The sequence below is a fragment of the Phaeodactylibacter xiamenensis genome, from assembly GCF_000759025.1.
Taxonomy (GTDB): Bacteria; Bacteroidota; Bacteroidia; order Chitinophagales; family Saprospiraceae; genus Phaeodactylibacter; species Phaeodactylibacter xiamenensis.
Window position 1 is genome coordinate 232,064 of record NZ_JPOS01000079.1, and the last position, 15,628, is coordinate 247,691.

Sequence of the window (15,628 nt, forward strand, 5' to 3'; positions counted from 1 at the left end):
ACATCTAAAAGGTTGAACTTACCTGCAACGAACCTCAGTTGCGATGAATAAAAAATACATTATCAGGCTAAGCGAATCAGAGCGCGAAGAAGCTCTGCGGGTCACTACACAGCTAAAAGGGAGCAATCAAAAAGTACGTCGGGCTCAAATTCTTCTACAGGCCGACGTTAACGGCGCGAACTGGCCCGATAAGCAAATCTCGGAGGCTTACCGCTGCCGCGTCAGCACTGTAGAAAATACACGCAGGCGCTTCGTTGAGCATGGTTTTTCGGAATGTTTGAACCGTAAAAAGCGGGACACCCCACCAAACCCCAAGCTGCTTGATGGAAAACAGGAGGCGTCCATCATTGCCATGCGGCTTGGGGCTGCTCCCAAAGGCTATGCCAACTGGTCTTTGCGGCTGCTTGCCCGCAAGGTGGTGGAATTGGGAGTGGTTGAGCAGATCAGCCACGAGACGGTACGCAATACGCTAAAAAAAACGGTATGAATTCGCAGCAGAGCCTTGAGTATTGGGTTATCCCACCAGAAACAGACGCAGAGTTTGTGGCGTGTATGGAAGAGGTGCTAGATACCTACGAATTGCCCTACGACCCTCTGCGCCCGATGGTGTGCATGGATGAACAGCCAGTCCAGCTCGTAAAGGAGACACGCAAGCCCATTGAGGCTACTAAAGCACGCCCTAAACGGGTCGACTATGAATACGAGCGGGCTGGGACAGCCAGTATCTTTATGTTTTGCGAACCCTTGGCAGGCTGGCGCCAAGCCACAGCACGCGATCAGCGGACCAAAGCCGACTGGGCCTTAGAAGTTGCACAGCTGCTTGATACCCGATACGTTGACTGCAAACAGGTCACACTAGTTTGTGACAATCTGAACACCCACACTAAAGGGGCATTCTATGAGGTGTTCACGCCTGAAAAAGCAAGAGCCTATGTCAAGCGCATCCATTTTGTGTACACACCAAAACATGGCAGCTGGCTTAATATTGCAGAGAATGAGCTTAGCGCAATGACAAGGCAGTGCCTCAAAAACCGGCGAATAGGGACATTGGAAACGCTACAAGAAGAAATAGCAGCATGGGCGACGGATGTCAATCTAACTCAACGGGAAGTTGACTGGCAAATGAAAGTCGGTGATGCTCGCATCAAACTCAAGGCGGTCTATCCTAAAGTCAAGACATGAGCCTTCCATAGCCAACCCCCATCTTTTATGTTGACAGACCACTAGCTTGTGCTCGCCTTCGGGTAGGCTCTTTTCGTATTCTTCATACATCTTGCGCAGCTCTCTGATGGTGCCGGGGTGCATTTTGATCATCCCCAGGTTTTTCATGCTTAGCTGATCTTCATTCTTTTTCATAAAAGTTGCTTTTATCGCAATTTAAGATTTTTCCGGGACACCGCAAGCATCCGGATTGTTGTGTACGAGCATGCCCTCGATGAGCAGCTGCCGGAGGGCTTCGTTGTACAGGGTTTTGTAATAGCTCCAGTTGTTGGCTTTGGATTTTTCGCGCACCTGGAGGGCGGTGGTGCGGTTGCGCTGCAGGAGGCGCATACGGTTGTTGACTACGTCAATGACATCGAGGTCCGTATCCATATTGTGGTGGGGCTGATATTCGCACTCCAGCACGCGCTCAGCGCTTTCGTCAACCAGTAGGAGGTCAACCGGGTTAGGCTCGGTAGGGGAGGTGGACTGCTCCCGGCGGCGGGGGCGGCGCAGGACAGCCATGAGGACTACAGCGATAAGGGTAAGCATAGCAGCGAATATGTAGTCTTGTTTTTTCATCGGCGTAAGGCTACGACAACACCAATAACGATGAACAGCAGGAACATCCCCCCAATAAATAGCTCTATCCCAAACTTAGGGCTCAGATAGTCCTTTGGGTCGCTATAACCGGGCATGTTGTTGTACATGGCCCGGTCTTTGAAGGTAAAGGCATCCACCACGGTGCTCGTGATGCTGCTCAAGGCATTCGCTATGGCTGAAATCGGGCCCATTTATCTTTTTTTGGTGGGGGCAAACAAAATTAGAGCCAGTGCGCCCAGAAATAAAACGGATGCACCGATCAGGTAGGGGGCATAGAGCCTAAGCCGGTCTTCTTCTTCGGTGCGCTTGTTGGCGGGGTCAAGAATGGATTCCATAGTAAGCAGGTCGTCCGGGCAGGGGTCAAACTTATAGCGCAGCATCACCGGGCCTATGTCCAGGTATTGCCCCGAACATAGGAACTCATCTTTCGTGAATGATACGCTGTTGTTGCAGGCTTTCTTACATGCATCTGCCACATCAACCATCGTCCCAAACCAGCTTTCACACCGGTTGCGGCACTCCTGAGCCCTGCACCATTTCCCGCCTACGCAAAACCCCATGCCTGCTATTTTTTCCGGAATGCAAAATAGAGCGCCAGCCCGATAGCGGCGCCTGCTGCCAGCAGGATTAGCATCATCTTGCGGCGCTTTGCCTTACAATCGCCTTCCCCTTCGCTTCCACAGCTGCAGCCCTTTTTTGGGCCTCCGGCTACTTCTACGCCGGGCTCGGTGGTGACGGGCGGTGGGAAGGGCTGCTCTTCGTCCTTGACCGGGACGTTGTCGTTCGTTGTTGCCATAATTTTTATGATTTTTTGCGCCGGGCCATCAGGGCCAGCAGCATGACGAAAAGGAGGATCACGCCTACTACGATCCCGATCAGGGCACCGGTACTGAGCCCCTTATTCTGATCGGTGTCCGGCGGCGGTACGGTCTGATAGATTACGGTATCCGGGCCCTGATTGCCTTTTAGGGAGTCGATCACGCTGGAAACGCCGCCCAGCCAGCCGCTGACATTCTCACCGGAGAACCAGCTGTTGCCTGATGTCGTCTCATTCTGATTGACCGGCACACCGTTTTGGTTGCCGACGGAGCCGTTTTGCCAGGCATTGATCGCCCCGGCTCCAACGTTGGAATAGTCCATTGGATAGTTTTTTGGTTACGCGATAGCCTTGCCGAGTGGGCTGTCCGGGGTTTCGGATTCTCCCGGTACTTCCCGGCGGCGGTCTTCAGCCTTATCGCGGAAAAAATGAAGGAATGGATTGATGATGTTGGCGGCCAGCGCAAGGATAATCAGATTGAGCTCTCCGCCAGCCAGCGCGTCAATGAGGTTGGATGCTGCACCTTCCGGGAAAACGACCCCAATACCGGTAAAGAAAATCAGCACGGCGGTCAGTGCCTGGGTGCGGAAGTTCCAGCTTTTCAGAAAGCCCCAGCTCCAGCCTGCTTCGCCCCGGATGATCTTCATCAGGGGGTTGAGGAAGTTGATGAGGACCAGGGACAGGATGCGCCCGAGCTCGCCTGAGGCAAAGGCATCGTAAATGCTATCAGCGTCTGTGCCGATGCTGAGGTCATTGGCTTCCAGCGTGAGCAGCACGAGGCTGATCAGGCTGACAAAAAAGTTGCGGCTGTCGAGGGTAGCCTGCAGTTTCGTGAACGTTGTCGTTTTCATAGCTATAGATTATTGCCCAATAATAGGGGGATTACAAAAAAGCCGTTCCGTGTACGGCCGTTTGGCAACGTTTCCCGCCGTTTCGAGCACAGCGGGAATCGTTGGGTATCAAAAAGTGTGGCTACCGGCGGGGCCAGTGCCTCAGATCGTCTTCGTTGAGGGTGATGGGGGTGCCGTCCTGATCGTGACCGCGTACTTTTAGGACGTGGACTTCCTGCTCTTCCAGGTTGCCGCTGCCTTTGTCCAGGAGCATGTCGTAGAAGTAGCTGCTACATCCTACTGCGTCTGATACATCGGCGGGGCTTCGCAGCCCTAACCCGCGGCCATAGTGGTAGGTGTTCGTATTGTCCATCGTCAGCTCAAAGGTGGTGCCTGCATCGGTATTGGTTTCCACGGCGACCTGTATGTAGGTGATGGTAGCTACGCCGTCAAAATTGGCTACGGTATTCTTATCGAGGTCGATGATGAAGGCGGGCTCGTCTGTAGCTGAGGAAGCCTGCACGGTCATCCACGGCATGGTCCATTCCCCTTTCAGTTCGTAGGTAAGGGTACGGTTTTCACGGATGATGCCGGGGTTGTCGCCTCCGTCGCCCGGATCATCCGGTTCGTCGGGCTCTTCGTTGCCGTCTGCCGGGTTGTCCAGGTACTGCTTTAGTTTGGGCGATCCATGCCCGTAGTAGTGGTCGTGGCCCGGTTCACCCAAGTCGGTGGCGTACACGGCGGCATAGTTGAGCAGCTCCGGGTTCGTAAGCCCGGCGTTCGCCAGATCGAGGCAGACTAATACTCCAACGATGTGGGGCGTTGCCATCGAGGTTCCGGACATTACGCATTCCCGGTTGCCTATGCAAAGGCTGGGAATGAGGACTCCGGGCGCGGCGTACTGTGTGGTGGGGCCAAACTGGCTAAAGTTGGCTTTATTGCCGTTGCGGTCGATTGCGCCTACGCCTACGGTTTCGTTCATAATGCCGGGGAAGGACGGCGGGCTTACACCACGGTTGCCGTTGGCGGCTACCACAATCACGCCTTTGCTGGTGGCGTATTCGATAGCTTGCCGCATGGCTGCATTTTCGCCTCCGCCGAGGCTCAGGTTGATGTAGCTGGGGTGTCCCTGATCGGCTTTTGCCTGGGTAGCGTCTGTAAACTCGCGGATAGATTGGGCAATGCCTGAACTTGGGCAACTGCCGCTACCGGTGCAGACTTTGGCAATCGCAATCTTCACCAGACCGGCTTCCGCAAACTTCGCGGCTATGCCGTAAGCGCGTTGGGTGGTATGCCCTACGATGCTGCCAATGACGTGGGTGGCGTGGCCGTGGTTGTCGAGCACCGGCTCCCCGGTATAGCTGCGTACAAATTGGTCGTAGATGTAGGGCTCCAGGTTGATGTTGTCCGGAAAGCCGGTATCTGCGGTCAGCACAATAGCGTACTTCTGCCCGGCGGGGACTTGCGACAATAGCTGGTCTTCATAGCGGTCCCATTCCAGGTACACGCGCCCCCAGTTGGCTTCGTAGCTCAGCACATCGGCTACGGCCGGCGTAAGGGGCAGGGCTACAGACTCTCCGGGCGGGATGAAGATGGTATCTGACGTGTTTTCGCGCTCTTTGGCGAGCTTGCGCTCAAATTTGTAATCCTCCTTTACATCCTGGCGGACATCGCGGGGGAGCTGCCGCCACACCTGCCGGGGAATATTGTCCGGGCGGTTGGGGCTGAAAATCTGCCCGAAGCCACTGACCGTAATCAGCAGCAGGAGCAGTAATGAAAATAGATTTTTCATAGCTTGATATTATTGTGGATTGATTTGCTTTTCGAGTTTGGCTAACCGGCTGCGCAGGTCGCTGATCTGCCGGTCGCGCTCTGATACTTCGTTGCGGTAGATTTGTATTTCTGTTTTGAGCAGGGCGATTTCCTCTTGCTTTTGTGCCATTTCACGCCGGTACTGCTGTTCTTTTTCGTCCATGCGCTCTTCCAGCTTCTGTATATGGTCGTTCGACTGTATGAGCTTGGCCTGGTATTCCGCAAGGCTTGCCATCAGGTCGTTGCGCAGGGTATTGGCGATGGCCAGGGCTTCATTCTCTTCCTTGTTCTGTTTCTCTCGGGTACGGAAGTGAAAAGCTTTGCCCAGCCATCCCACAACCAGTGTTGCGATTGGAATAACTATGGCGGTCCAGAAATTGTAGTCGGAGTGTGGCATAGGTGCTCATTTACAGGGGGCGTGTTAGTTGATCCAGTTAAAGGCTAATTCGAGGGAGGCATCCCATGGAGCCGCGCCGCCGTAGGGCCCGGGCGAGTTGTTCTTCCCGCCCCAATAGGTGCCGATCTGCCGGTAAAGGGGCAAAAAGGGGATATCGAAGCGATGGGAGGCCGACCAGGTGCCAGCCGGTGTGTCCAGAAAGTAGTCAATGCTATCTGCCGTAATAGGCCAGGTCGCATTGAGCATCCCCTTCCCATAGAATCGCTGCCCGACCTCTACCTCTTTGAACAGGATTGATTTCCTGCCTACCGTCCGGTTGCCTTTTCGATCGTTGGTGTAGCCGGTCACTGCCATCACGCCTTCTGCATCTGTAGGGCGAAAGGCAAACATGCCAGCGTTGTGGTCATTCCAGCTAAAGAATGCCGTCATGCCCGTCAGCTTCAGCCAGTCGTCACGGTCGTCGTCACCGCCTACATCTTCACTGGAGAACCAGCAGGAGGGGTGGAAGACAGCTTCAAACTCGAAGCCTACCGCCCAATGCGGCCAGAAGGGCTCCCGAGGGCGGAAGTCGGTCTTTCCTTTCTTTATATGATAGATTTTAGGCTCCATGTTTTAGTTCTTAGGGTTTCTGTAGTAGAAGTAATTTGGATCGTAGAACGTTTCCGGAATAGCCCATGCGTCTATAGACTGCCAGCCAGAGGGTGGAGATGTTGCATTATTATTCGATCTGTTTGTAGTTGCACTGCTAAAGCTGTTTGCGAAATTCCGCATGGCTGTTGCTCTGGTCGAATTACTACCTATGATATTGCTGCTTTCATCCGGGTCGTTTGCGATGTTGTATAGAGATTCTCCGGAGAAGCAAAGATTGCAGAATTTATAATCACCGTCGATTACGGCATAAGTTCTGGTCGTAGCATTATTGGTCGGTTGATATTGCTTCAGAAACATTCGACTGGGAATAGATCCGCCTGTTATGAGCGGATAAATGTCAATCCCGTCCAGGTCTTGGTCAATGTCACTAATGTTCCTGCCTGCAATTTTCAATAAGGTCGGGTGGAAGTCTTCTACCTGAACTGGTATATTTACTACTTGCGGGCTAATTGTGTTTTTGTGATACCAGATTGCAGGGACATTAATGCCTCCTTCTGTGAGTTGTCCTTTTTCTCCTTTATACGGGGCGTTGCTGGCTGCATAGTCCACGTCGCCCCCGTTATCGCTGGTAAAGATGATGATCGTATTGTCCTCGATGCCAAGGCTTCGGACTTTATTTACAATCCTGCTAATCGCATAGTCCATTTGGCGCATCATTACCCAGTATCTTTTTTGGCATGTAGTTAAATTACCAGGTGCGTTGGGCAGACTATCTACTGGTATTTCAAGACGATTACAGCCTGTACCATTTGGAGCAACGTGCGGTGCGAGCATTGGCACAAAAAGAAAGAACGGTGAACTGTTACAGTTTGCCCAGTTATCAAGGTAGTCTTCGCATTTCTCGGCAATCTTATCAGTAAAGTAAGTGCCGTCAGACGGTTGGTAAATGCCATTCTCTCGCACATCGTCAGCACCTTCAAAGTCCCAGGTGTAGTAATTGATTAGGCCATAAGATGTACCGTAGTAATAGTCAAAGCCTTTCGTAGTCATGTTAGGGTCATACAAATGAAAGCTTGCACCAATGGTAGTGCTGCTAAAGTCGCCAATGCCAAGGCTGCCTCGATGGTAGTTGTTCGTCGAGCTACTGCTGGCGATGGTTGATGTGTTTTCTATTTGGAATATCCCGCCTCCACCACCTCCAAATGTGCTAGTATTAGTCCAGTTGTTGATGCCGTTCGTCCAGGATTGAACATACGAGTCACCATCAACCGGTGGAGCGGTAACTGCCATGTTGTACGAATCCATAATCCTAAATGTCCCATTGTAAGTTCTCAGTAGCTCAACATAATTTGGGTCATCAGTATCAATGCTGCCTTGCGACAGAATTATAGGTTCATCGCTAGCTGTAGTTGCATTTCCATTGCGATCACTTGTAATCATTATGGAAGCGTTATGCTCCATCGTCATCGCATTGCCAACCACTCCACTGCCTACAGGTTCGTTAAAGTCAATTTCAGCAACATTTGTCGCAGAGTTTGGGCCTAATCCCCCGCTGATTCGATCGGCATCTGTAATCGCAAAGTCTGCCATGTCTAGGTTTTGTTCTGCGAGATGATTGCCCAAGTTGTCATTGCCTGGTGCTGGTTCCCACCTTTGCCCCACGGTTGCTGCTGAGTTGTACAAATACATCACATTATTTACCGTATCCCAAGCGGTTGAACATTGATACCTTTGATCTATCGTTTGCATATCTAAGATAAGATCAGGGTCACCTGTTGTTTTGCAGACAGCAGCTCCCCCAACGATGCTCTGCGCTTGCAAATTCGCCGCAATCAAAAGGAATACGAATGATGTGATGTACTTATACGGAACTCGAAGCATTGCTTCTGGTTTATTGTTTAGAAACGGCGCATAACCTTAGTGCCGGCCGGCAATCCCATGGTGTTCGTTGCCGAAGTGTAGAAATACTCTCCAATGCTTACACCCTGAATCCCGGCATCAGCATGATCGTCCGCTTCTACGGAGGCAAACTCAGTGTTGATGATATTCGCGCCATTACTTCCGTTTGAAGTAATGCTAATACCGTCGCCTTCAATGAAACTTACGGTTCCCCCATCAAGTACGCCAACATCAGACAAGCTTACTGCAGCTGTTCCAGTCGCAACCCCAATAGAAAGCTCCTGTGCCTCGTTCGTGGCATCTCCATCAATAGTTACCGTACCACCGTCGGTAAGGCTTAGGTCATTGCCAACCAGAGATAAATCCTGAGTATCTGTATTATCCAGATAAGGGCTCAAATCAATATCTACTGCTGAGTTCGTCAAACTGAGATCATTGCCGGTAAGCGTTAGGTCTTGAAGCTCGTCAGTGCCATTGGTCGGGCTTGAGTTCGTAATGGTAAAGTTGGGGTATGTGCCCGACACATTAATCCCTGTACCCCCTGTGATCCCTACCGTTTGGTCAGGGGCTGTGTTTGTAATTTCTATATTTCCGGATCCGTCATCCGCAATGTCGATTGCAGTACCTTCAACGATATCAACATTTCCTCCGCCATCGCTAAGGGTCACACGCCCTGTTGAAGCGTTAGGGAAGGAGTTGCTCAGCGTTTGAAGCTCATCCGTAGCATTAGCAGGCGCGGTGTTGGTTATGGTAAAGTTTCCGTTGCCGTCATCAGTAACGTTTATACCCGTACCTGCCGAAATACCTTGCACAGGAGCAATGTCCAGGATCGGCACAGTCAAATCACCAAGATCAGTGTCAGTAATCTCGTCGTAAAGGTCAAAAACAAGGTTTGCCCCTACAACTCTAGGATTGTCCAGCCGGGTATCGGTGTCAATCACACTTGATAGAGGGACATCAGTCCACCGGTTCCCGGCCGACTGTGTTGAGTCGTACAGGTAAAGAACCTGGTTGGTATTGTCCCAGGCAACAACACACTCGTAACGAGCATCTTGGTCTTGCATGGCCGTAATGTTATCAGGATCGCTGCTGACAACACATACACCAGAGCCGCCAGTGATTGCCTGGGCAAATACACCTTGCCCAGCGAGCAATAGTGCAACAATAATGATTAGATTTCTCATGATTCGCTAAGTTTGTTTTTAATGTGTACGAATAATTAGGGCTCCCCAAGGCATACCCATAGTATTGCCTAAAGCAGCTTTGTATGGAGAACCCACAGGTACTCCATCGGCTCCAGCATCGACATGATTAAGGAAATAACCATAGATTGTTGCAGCCGTCAGTTCGTTGAGTATTTGATCGAGCTTTAACCAGTTAGAGGTTTCTAAAGATGCTTTGATGATTTGCGAAAGGCCATTCTGATTATCCGGAGTAAATAAATCAAAACCGAAATTAGGGGTAGCTTGCGTAATCTGGCCTTTTCCGAACGGCGCAGGACAATTGCCGCCTATACAATCGACAGTAATGTTTGTAAGAAAAACGCTCTGCACGTTAATTGCAGTTACGATATATTTATTCTTATTGCCATCAATAATGACATGGCCGACTGCAACATCACTTGCCGAGTATTCACTCCCTTGATCCGTAACGAATATGTCAAAAGTATAGGTGTCCGAATCGACCGCAGTCACATTACCAAAAGTACACGTACCTGTCATTTCAGAGTAGAGCGTATCTACCTGGGCAAATAGTGATTGCGCAATTGAAACAGCAATGAATATTAGTGCGTACTTTTGCATCCTGTCAGGTTTAAAATTCTCCAATAACCGTCCAGTCCCCTCCAAATCCATTAAGGCCGCTGATAACGGATGTAGTAGCTCCCCCGCCTATGCCTGCATTAGGGCAAGTAACATTCCATCCTGCACCTTGCACATCAAGTTGTTGGTTCAAAGTTGTAGTGCGCTCCACAAGGGTAATATCAGGGATTACGGCATCAGCTTGGGAGGTATTGAAAGACACACCTACCCACTGAACGGTGATATTCATGTCGCCCCCGGCAGTCAAAAATGAGTTATTGCCATTCCATCGAAACCAATCCAGAATAGTTCCGGATGGAACGGTAATCGTCCAGTTGCCTGAGCTGCCGGATAGGGTAGGGGCTGTACCGGTGTATTTGACCATGATAGTCGCGCCGCCTCCAGTGATTGAGCTGATCGTAGGGGCACTACCGCTGCTGCCTGCCGAATAATCCTGAAAGCTCGGCGTACCGCTATTCCAGACCACGACCTTTTGCCCGGATCCGGGTGTAGCATCCGGCATAGCGTATTTCCCTCCAAAAAAAGAAATACCTGAATTGCTCCTGAAGTCTAGAGGTAGGGTGGTAAATATTCTTGCGCTATCGCCGGTGAAAAACAAGCCTGATGTATCTGCCGTTGCTTTTCGGCTGATTTCAATACCACCGGCAGAGACATTCACGATAGAAGGGTAAGAGTTATCAAGCTGTGAATACCTCATTGTGGCGGCTCCTGCTATATTTGTGTAGACGTCTGCTTTTACGCCTAATGTGTAGTTGTTCATCCGCATCGTCTGACCGGAAGGCTGAATAAGCAAGCTGCCTTTCGTACCGCCAAGTGTGTCCGTCTCTGCTAAAAACTGCCCTTGCAAATCCCTTACCCGATAATTCGTGAAAGTTTGCCAGTCCAGATTGAAATTAGCACCAAGTACCTCTGTGTTACGTTCCATCGTGCCGCCCAGCTCCACATCGACATCTGAAGTAGCGTCCTGATCATTAAGGCCATTTGAGGCGGTAACCGTTGCCCCACCGCCGCCTGTATTGATGGTCACGGTGCTGCCGTCTGTATCGGTAAAGGTGTAGGTACCGTCGCCGTTATCCACCAGCCCTATGTTGTCTATAGCGGTGCCGATAGCGCCCAGAATGACTTGGATATCCGTCCCGCTCGGGTAGGCTGTACCATTGATGCTGATCGGTACGGTCGTTTCTACGGTCCCTGCATCCACATTTACAGCAAAAACATCCTGATCGGTAGTGATGGTCAGGTCGCTACCGTTGTAGGTGAAGTTGGTAATGACATCGCCGCCGCCACCGCCGGGGAGGCTTGCAGCCGGTACAATCTGGAAGTTGCCCGGCCCGTCAGAAAGCAGGACGTAGTTTGCGCCTGGTGCCTGCTTGATGTTTCGGGGCGGATCGATACGCTGCTCCTGGGCAAAGCTCCAGGAAGCAGTCAGACAAAGGGCAGCAAGAATAAAGAGTAGCTTTTTCATCGCGTAGATGGTGTTTTCTGATGGATAATTATGCGGATCGAGGGAAACGGACACCGATACGGTCGTTGGTTTTGGCACCCACGAACTCGATAGCGTCCGCAGTTGCCTCTGCGTTGCGTACCGGGTTCCAATGTGCGCCGATGTGGCTCGCCAAGCCATTGACATCCACAAAAATCTGATCGTCATCATCGGGCAGCTTGCCGTTGTTTTCGGTCAGCGGGATGGTCAGGGTGGTGCCAGTGAAGTTCGGGTCGATGAAAGCTTCCCATTCCGGATCGACCAGGTAGGTCAGTTCGGAAGGGTGAATCCTTACGACATTCCCGTCGCTGGTTTCGATGACCAGCCACGCGGTGTTGTCCACGGTTACTGCCGGGTCATCGAGCAGGGAGGGTTTCTTACCTGTGATTATGCAAGACATAGCATTCGTTATATGTAGATCAGATAATGGTCGTCGTCGACTTTGATGAACTCGTTGTTGTGGGTCATTACGGCATCGGTATAGCCCACCACTTCTTCCACGCTTTCGTACCCGGCACAATCGGTGACTTTCATGCTCACCGTCTTGTTGTTGTCGATATTGAAGGCGGGGTCAAAGGCAGAAACGACGGTCAGGGTGCCGCCAACATTCACTTCGCTGGTGGTGCCGTTGCTGCCATCCACCGCGAGGTAGTCGAAGTGGGAGATAGCATTGAAAGCTGCGATCTTGCCCGATACGGTGACGGTTCCGGTATTCCCTTCCACGTCTGTAAATGTGAAGACTGCCTGGGCATTATCCATGCCAGAGCAGTGCGGGAATACAGGCTTGCAGTCTTGTAAGCTGATCAAGATCATAGCTATCAGGATACAGGCACGAACCCAAAGAGCGGTGTAGGGATGGTGTGGGAGTCCTCATCGAGAAGAATGAAGCCGTCATTGGATGTCTGCACACAAACCGTATCGCCATTTTCGAGCGGGCCAGTGATTGAAATTTGGTTGTTGCCGTTGTTGCTTTCCGCCGGTGTAGTTTCTATGACCACGCCATTGCGCTTGATGACCACCCGGACCTCATCGCCCACGCTGCCTGTTGCATCGACAGTACCGGCATCGTTATCCAGCCCGGCAATTACCGCATCGAGCGGATCCTTGTTTCCGGGAGGCCAGATTCGGCTGAAATGACTGCATGATAGAGATGACATATAGGCTTAATTAATCAAAGCCCTACCCTGCATCTTTGGCGGACAAGGCTTCGAGAATTTCTATAATGTGGCGTGACTAGCTACTGATCGTTCGGCTGATCAATACGCCTGAGACAATGCCCAGGATAATGCCAGCGGCAATCAGTGTGCCCACCGCAAGCCCGAAATAATTCGCGGATTGCTTGTCCAGGCTGATTTCAACGTCGTATTGAGTTGGAATGAGATCGTTCATAGCGTTGCGTTTATACTTCTGTGTTGGCTGGCAGCACGCCATCAGCAATGAGCTTCTTTAGCTTCAATTCCTGATAGTGGTCTACGATAAGGCCTGCTATCACCGTAGCGATAACGGTGACGGTTGCCAGCGCAGCGTAATGTTTCCAGTTGTTCATGATCGTGGGTCAAATATTACGATGATATAATGCTTGATGAGTGCGGCAACCAATGAGGCAACCAGGCTTATCACCAAAAAATTCTTCTCTTGTTCGGTCAGTAGCAGCATCAGGATTCGATTCGTTCCAATTGAGTTTCCAGCAGGTCGCCGTAGTCCGTTCCTACGCTTCCGAATACCATGCACCCGGAGTCCCAGGTTTTACGCATGGCTTCGCGTATCGTCAGTCCGTATGCCGCTTCATAAGCGAAATTGAGCGCCCGAAGCTGGTTCAGGTTCAGTGCGCTCACCCGCCGGTAGGTATCACACCGCTTGCTGATGCCAAAGCCCAACAGGTAGGTGGAAGTCAGCACATCGTGCAGCTCAGACACCCAGGGCTCTAAATCGAAGTTCGTTACCGGGCCATCGCCCGGATTGAAGTTGATATCTTCCACATCAAACCGGATCGGCGGCTCCTTTTTGGAGCTAAACCCGAGTGATTTGCTGATTGCCTTCACCAGGAAGTAAATGACGAGCAATACCAGGATGACCACAACGCCAATCACGACAGGCTTTACCCACACGGGGCGGCCCCGGAATAGCTGGTTGTAATCATATGGCATTAGCTGTGTCATGCAATCGCGTTATTGTCGCAAGCAAGTTCTCCTATCAGCACATCCCAGTGAGGAAGCCCTACCGATGTTGCATAGGCTTTGATCTCCTGCTCGTAAAACTTAGCCCGGCTCTCGTTAGGGTAGACGTCGATCGCTTTGAAAAAGCCCCCGACAATACTGCCATTAGTCTGGCTGTCTCCCCTCAGGTATTGTTTTGCCATGCGGTTAAGGTCGCCGCTTGGAATAGCATCCGGATTCCAGGGCCCAAAGCGGTCGCGGTTAACACGAACGCACGGCATATTGCCCATTGCGCCCGGTTGGTCCGGTTCTACTTTGGGTTGCTGGTTTTGCATTACGTAGCCCGTCACGCCCAGGAGCACCAAAATAGCTACGATCAGGATGATTGCTTTTGCAGTCTTGCTCATGGTGTAGTGGGGTTAGTTCAAGTAGGACATCGCACGTTCGACGTTCACCTTATCGGTTTCTGTCTTCACGTCCGTCAGCTTGCTGGTAGGATCATCCTCTGTCGCTGCGGGGATGCTGCCAGTGCCATTCTTGCTTCCGTTTACTTTCTCCTTCTTGTAGAAGTAGTAAGCCGCGATACCGGCAATGATGACCGCGCCTACGATGATGTGCGTTTTATACTTCTTCAGCATGATCAGATTTTTTTGATCAGAGCGATAATGAGAACGAGCATGAAGACAAAGGCTACAGCCACCGCGACATTAGGCAGCGGCCAGCCCAGGATGGTCATTTTCGCAAGTGAACCAGCTGGGGCATTGGCAGTAGAACAAGCCAGTTGTAGCTCATTTTCCAGCGCCATGCGGTTGCCATTCTGAACATGATACTCCAGGAGGTAGTCTGCCTGATCTCCTGCCAGGTCGATAGGTACATCCAGCGTTTGCAACGCGAAGTCTGTACCATCCTGTTCCGGCAGTTCTGCCACCCTTTGGTGGATGACCATTTTTAGGTCTTCGGGCGAATACTCCCCATCCTCACGAATAAGCCCCAATGCTGCCAGCTTTTCGCTGCCAGCTAAGGGATTATTCAAAAGGATAGCATCAATGATTCCTGCGTCCATTATTCTCGCTCGGTTGAAAAAATAGAGTGTCTTGTTGAAGGGTTGGGCAAGAGCCCAAACCCTTAGTCACGCGCCCGGCCGATCATCCAGAAGGTCAGGATGATGTGCAGCCCGTGGTAGGCATAGAACTCCAGCGCCGTCTCCCGGTCGAAACGCGCCTTGCGGTCGGTCAGGGGGATCACACGCACGTCCCGGTCATAGTTGCCTGGATCGTTGAAGTTGGACACCTCCAGTTCGCTCGTGATGCGGTCACGGGTGTTGAGGCTGTGGTAGGTCATCTTCTCCTGAAACTGGAGCTGTGCAGAAGCAGCAGCGCCAGCGGCAGCAGCTACGTCCATCTTGATACCTGCGAAGAGGTAAGTCCAGCCACACAGGCCGCCCACCCAGGAAGGGTAGAGGTTGTTAGCAGAAGAGCCAATGTACACCGAACCAGCCGGGTACTTGGAAGCAATGCCATTCGCAGCAGAGAAGAAGTTGCCTTCGTCAAAAAGAACGATGCGCTCCTTTGCCGGCGTCAGGCCCTGGCCAGTGAGGTCGATATGGACCGTTACGGATTCTTCAACTGCCAGACCGTTAGGAATGGAAGTCGGAACAACAGGCTGTCCGGTAGGCACCTGCATGTTTACGTTTGCGCCACGTTCAGGAGTGACCACCTTGGATTGGGATGCGCCCTGCGCACCGAGACGAGATGCGACACCTGGCGCAACGCTACGCGCAACATAGCCAGAGGCTTGCTTTTTGCGCATATCCTGCTCCAGTGCCCGCTTCAGCATGTTATTCATCTTGGATGAAGTTTTAGTTTTCGATAGCTTTTGATAGCGTGAATGAGTCTCAAATCTATCGGAAGAGGAAGTGGGCAAAATCATGTTGAGCGGTGTTGGTACGTAAGCGCACGATTCGCAACGTGTTGTGCCGTTTTCGTTACACAGCGGGCATAAAAAAACCGGCAAAGCAGAC

25 protein-coding genes are annotated in these 15,628 nt (G+C 51.5%); 2 read left to right on the forward strand and 23 right to left on the reverse strand.

Annotation, left to right across the window (positions count from 1 at the left end):
* Positions 1–43: 43 nt before the first annotated feature.
* Together IX84_RS20890 and IX84_RS20895 are read left to right on the forward strand one after the other, a co-directional pair.
* Entirely contained in the window at positions 44–487 is a 444-nt protein-coding gene (locus IX84_RS20890; protein WP_044224607.1) for a helix-turn-helix domain-containing protein, read from the forward strand.
* On the forward strand, positions 484–1,182 hold the full coding sequence (locus IX84_RS20895; protein ID WP_044224604.1) for an IS630 family transposase: 699 nt from the start codon (positions 484–486) through the stop codon (positions 1,180–1,182). Before IX84_RS20890 ends, IX84_RS20895 begins: the two co-directional genes overlap by 4 nt.
* Before the next feature lie 195 nt (positions 1,183–1,377).
* On the opposite strand, the gene IX84_RS20900 is transcribed toward IX84_RS20895, so the two are convergent.
* From IX84_RS20900 to IX84_RS21000, 23 genes are all read right to left on the reverse strand, one after another.
* The gene (locus tag IX84_RS20900; protein ID WP_152605170.1) at positions 1,378–1,782 is read right to left on the reverse strand and encodes a hypothetical protein; all 405 of its coding nucleotides are present in this window, start codon (positions 1,780–1,782) and stop codon (positions 1,378–1,380) included.
* Entirely contained in the window at positions 1,779–1,994 is a 216-nt protein-coding gene (locus IX84_RS20905; protein ID WP_044225292.1) for a hypothetical protein, read from the reverse strand. The genes IX84_RS20900 and IX84_RS20905 overlap by 4 nt, the downstream gene beginning before the upstream one ends.
* Entirely contained in the window at positions 1,995–2,363 is a 369-nt protein-coding gene (locus tag IX84_RS20910) for a hypothetical protein (RefSeq protein ID WP_044225294.1), read from the reverse strand.
* Positions 2,364–2,368: 5 nt separating this feature from the next.
* On the reverse strand, positions 2,369–2,599 hold the full coding sequence (locus IX84_RS20915) for a hypothetical protein (RefSeq protein WP_044225296.1): 231 nt from the start codon (positions 2,597–2,599) through the stop codon (positions 2,369–2,371).
* A 5-nt stretch (positions 2,600–2,604) separates the two neighbouring features.
* Positions 2,605–2,943, reverse strand: a complete 339-nt coding sequence (locus tag IX84_RS20920; RefSeq protein ID WP_044225298.1) for a hypothetical protein — start codon at positions 2,941–2,943, stop codon at positions 2,605–2,607.
* A 15-nt stretch (positions 2,944–2,958) separates the two neighbouring features.
* Entirely contained in the window at positions 2,959–3,471 is a 513-nt protein-coding gene (locus IX84_RS20925; protein ID WP_044225300.1) for a hypothetical protein, read from the reverse strand.
* 121 nt (positions 3,472–3,592) lie between these two features.
* Entirely contained in the window at positions 3,593–5,242 is a 1,650-nt protein-coding gene (locus IX84_RS31280) for a S8 family peptidase (protein ID WP_052516251.1), read from the reverse strand.
* A 9-nt stretch (positions 5,243–5,251) separates the two neighbouring features.
* Positions 5,252–5,659, reverse strand: a complete 408-nt coding sequence (locus tag IX84_RS20935) for a hypothetical protein (RefSeq protein WP_044225302.1) — start codon at positions 5,657–5,659, stop codon at positions 5,252–5,254.
* A 24-nt stretch (positions 5,660–5,683) separates the two neighbouring features.
* Entirely contained in the window at positions 5,684–6,268 is a 585-nt protein-coding gene (locus IX84_RS20940; RefSeq protein WP_044225304.1) for a hypothetical protein, read from the reverse strand.
* Positions 6,269–6,271: 3 nt separating this feature from the next.
* Positions 6,272–8,131, reverse strand: coding sequence for a sulfatase-like hydrolase/transferase (locus IX84_RS20945; RefSeq protein WP_044225306.1), 1,860 nt, complete (start codon positions 8,129–8,131; stop codon positions 6,272–6,274).
* A 17-nt stretch (positions 8,132–8,148) separates the two neighbouring features.
* A complete protein-coding gene (locus IX84_RS20950) occupies positions 8,149–9,333 on the reverse strand; it encodes a hypothetical protein (RefSeq protein ID WP_044225308.1) in 1,185 nt (394 codons plus the stop codon).
* An 18-nt stretch (positions 9,334–9,351) separates the two neighbouring features.
* Positions 9,352–9,951, reverse strand: a complete 600-nt coding sequence (locus IX84_RS20955; RefSeq protein WP_044225310.1) for a hypothetical protein — start codon at positions 9,949–9,951, stop codon at positions 9,352–9,354.
* A 10-nt stretch (positions 9,952–9,961) separates the two neighbouring features.
* Positions 9,962–11,434, reverse strand: a complete 1,473-nt coding sequence (locus tag IX84_RS20960) for a hypothetical protein (RefSeq protein ID WP_044225312.1) — start codon at positions 11,432–11,434, stop codon at positions 9,962–9,964.
* Positions 11,435–11,462: 28 nt separating this feature from the next.
* Complete coding sequence (locus IX84_RS20965; protein ID WP_044225314.1) at positions 11,463–11,852, reverse strand: hypothetical protein; 390 nt, start codon at positions 11,850–11,852, stop codon at positions 11,463–11,465.
* Positions 11,853–11,860: 8 nt separating this feature from the next.
* Complete coding sequence (locus IX84_RS20970) at positions 11,861–12,265, reverse strand: hypothetical protein (RefSeq protein ID WP_152605171.1); 405 nt, start codon at positions 12,263–12,265, stop codon at positions 11,861–11,863.
* Between the two features lie 5 nt (positions 12,266–12,270).
* Positions 12,271–12,609, reverse strand: a complete 339-nt coding sequence (locus IX84_RS20975) for a hypothetical protein (RefSeq protein ID WP_044225318.1) — start codon at positions 12,607–12,609, stop codon at positions 12,271–12,273.
* Between the two features lie 76 nt (positions 12,610–12,685).
* Positions 12,686–12,841, reverse strand: a complete 156-nt coding sequence (locus IX84_RS33570) for a cell wall metabolism sensor histidine kinase WalK (RefSeq protein WP_160213861.1) — start codon at positions 12,839–12,841, stop codon at positions 12,686–12,688.
* A 10-nt stretch (positions 12,842–12,851) separates the two neighbouring features.
* Positions 12,852–12,998: a hypothetical protein gene (locus tag IX84_RS33575; RefSeq protein ID WP_160213863.1), complete on the reverse strand. Its 147-nt coding sequence runs from the start codon at positions 12,996–12,998 to the stop codon at positions 12,852–12,854.
* Positions 12,999–13,107: 109 nt separating this feature from the next.
* Positions 13,108–13,611, reverse strand: coding sequence for a hypothetical protein (locus IX84_RS20980; RefSeq protein WP_044225320.1), 504 nt, complete (start codon positions 13,609–13,611; stop codon positions 13,108–13,110).
* A complete protein-coding gene (locus tag IX84_RS20985) occupies positions 13,608–14,015 on the reverse strand; it encodes a hypothetical protein (RefSeq protein ID WP_044225322.1) in 408 nt (135 codons plus the stop codon). Before IX84_RS20985 ends, IX84_RS20980 begins: the two co-directional genes overlap by 4 nt.
* 12 nt (positions 14,016–14,027) lie before the next feature.
* The gene (locus IX84_RS20990; RefSeq protein WP_044225323.1) at positions 14,028–14,246 is read right to left on the reverse strand and encodes a hypothetical protein; all 219 of its coding nucleotides are present in this window, start codon (positions 14,244–14,246) and stop codon (positions 14,028–14,030) included.
* Positions 14,247–14,248: 2 nt separating this feature from the next.
* Entirely contained in the window at positions 14,249–14,671 is a 423-nt protein-coding gene (locus IX84_RS20995; protein WP_044225325.1) for a hypothetical protein, read from the reverse strand.
* Positions 14,672–14,733: 62 nt separating this feature from the next.
* On the reverse strand, positions 14,734–15,453 hold the full coding sequence (locus IX84_RS21000; RefSeq protein ID WP_044225327.1) for a hypothetical protein: 720 nt from the start codon (positions 15,451–15,453) through the stop codon (positions 14,734–14,736).
* Positions 15,454–15,628: the final 175 nt, after the last annotated feature.

Coding starts and splice junctions, on each gene's coding strand:
- IX84_RS20890 (WP_044224607.1), top strand. CDS start 44: ATGAATAAAAAATACATTATCAGGCTAAGCGAATCAGAGCGCGAAGAA.
- IX84_RS20895 (WP_044224604.1), top strand. CDS start 484: ATGAATTCGCAGCAGAGCCTTGAGTATTGGGTTATCCCACCAGAAACA.
- IX84_RS20900 (WP_152605170.1), bottom strand. CDS start 1,782: ATGAAAAAACAAGACTACATATTCGCTGCTATGCTTACCCTTATCGCT.
- IX84_RS20905 (WP_044225292.1), bottom strand. CDS start 1,994: ATGGGCCCGATTTCAGCCATAGCGAATGCCTTGAGCAGCATCACGAGC.
- IX84_RS20910 (WP_044225294.1), bottom strand. CDS start 2,363: ATGGGGTTTTGCGTAGGCGGGAAATGGTGCAGGGCTCAGGAGTGCCGC.
- IX84_RS20915 (WP_044225296.1), bottom strand. CDS start 2,599: ATGGCAACAACGAACGACAACGTCCCGGTCAAGGACGAAGAGCAGCCC.
- IX84_RS20920 (WP_044225298.1), bottom strand. CDS start 2,943: ATGGACTATTCCAACGTTGGAGCCGGGGCGATCAATGCCTGGCAAAAC.
- IX84_RS20925 (WP_044225300.1), bottom strand. CDS start 3,471: ATGAAAACGACAACGTTCACGAAACTGCAGGCTACCCTCGACAGCCGC.
- IX84_RS31280 (WP_052516251.1), bottom strand. CDS start 5,242: ATGAAAAATCTATTTTCATTACTGCTCCTGCTGCTGATTACGGTCAGT.
- IX84_RS20935 (WP_044225302.1), bottom strand. CDS start 5,659: ATGCCACACTCCGACTACAATTTCTGGACCGCCATAGTTATTCCAATC.
- IX84_RS20940 (WP_044225304.1), bottom strand. CDS start 6,268: ATGGAGCCTAAAATCTATCATATAAAGAAAGGAAAGACCGACTTCCGC.
- IX84_RS20945 (WP_044225306.1), bottom strand. CDS start 8,131: ATGCTTCGAGTTCCGTATAAGTACATCACATCATTCGTATTCCTTTTG.
- IX84_RS20950 (WP_044225308.1), bottom strand. CDS start 9,333: ATGAGAAATCTAATCATTATTGTTGCACTATTGCTCGCTGGGCAAGGT.
- IX84_RS20955 (WP_044225310.1), bottom strand. CDS start 9,951: ATGCAAAAGTACGCACTAATATTCATTGCTGTTTCAATTGCGCAATCA.
- IX84_RS20960 (WP_044225312.1), bottom strand. CDS start 11,434: ATGAAAAAGCTACTCTTTATTCTTGCTGCCCTTTGTCTGACTGCTTCC.
- IX84_RS20965 (WP_044225314.1), bottom strand. CDS start 11,852: ATGTCTTGCATAATCACAGGTAAGAAACCCTCCCTGCTCGATGACCCG.
- IX84_RS20970 (WP_152605171.1), bottom strand. CDS start 12,265: ATGATCTTGATCAGCTTACAAGACTGCAAGCCTGTATTCCCGCACTGC.
- IX84_RS20975 (WP_044225318.1), bottom strand. CDS start 12,609: ATGTCATCTCTATCATGCAGTCATTTCAGCCGAATCTGGCCTCCCGGA.
- IX84_RS33570 (WP_160213861.1), bottom strand. CDS start 12,841: ATGAACGATCTCATTCCAACTCAATACGACGTTGAAATCAGCCTGGAC.
- IX84_RS33575 (WP_160213863.1), bottom strand. CDS start 12,998: ATGAACAACTGGAAACATTACGCTGCGCTGGCAACCGTCACCGTTATC.
- IX84_RS20980 (WP_044225320.1), bottom strand. CDS start 13,611: ATGACACAGCTAATGCCATATGATTACAACCAGCTATTCCGGGGCCGC.
- IX84_RS20985 (WP_044225322.1), bottom strand. CDS start 14,015: ATGAGCAAGACTGCAAAAGCAATCATCCTGATCGTAGCTATTTTGGTG.
- IX84_RS20990 (WP_044225323.1), bottom strand. CDS start 14,246: ATGCTGAAGAAGTATAAAACGCACATCATCGTAGGCGCGGTCATCATT.
- IX84_RS20995 (WP_044225325.1), bottom strand. CDS start 14,671: ATGGACGCAGGAATCATTGATGCTATCCTTTTGAATAATCCCTTAGCT.
- IX84_RS21000 (WP_044225327.1), bottom strand. CDS start 15,453: ATGAATAACATGCTGAAGCGGGCACTGGAGCAGGATATGCGCAAAAAG.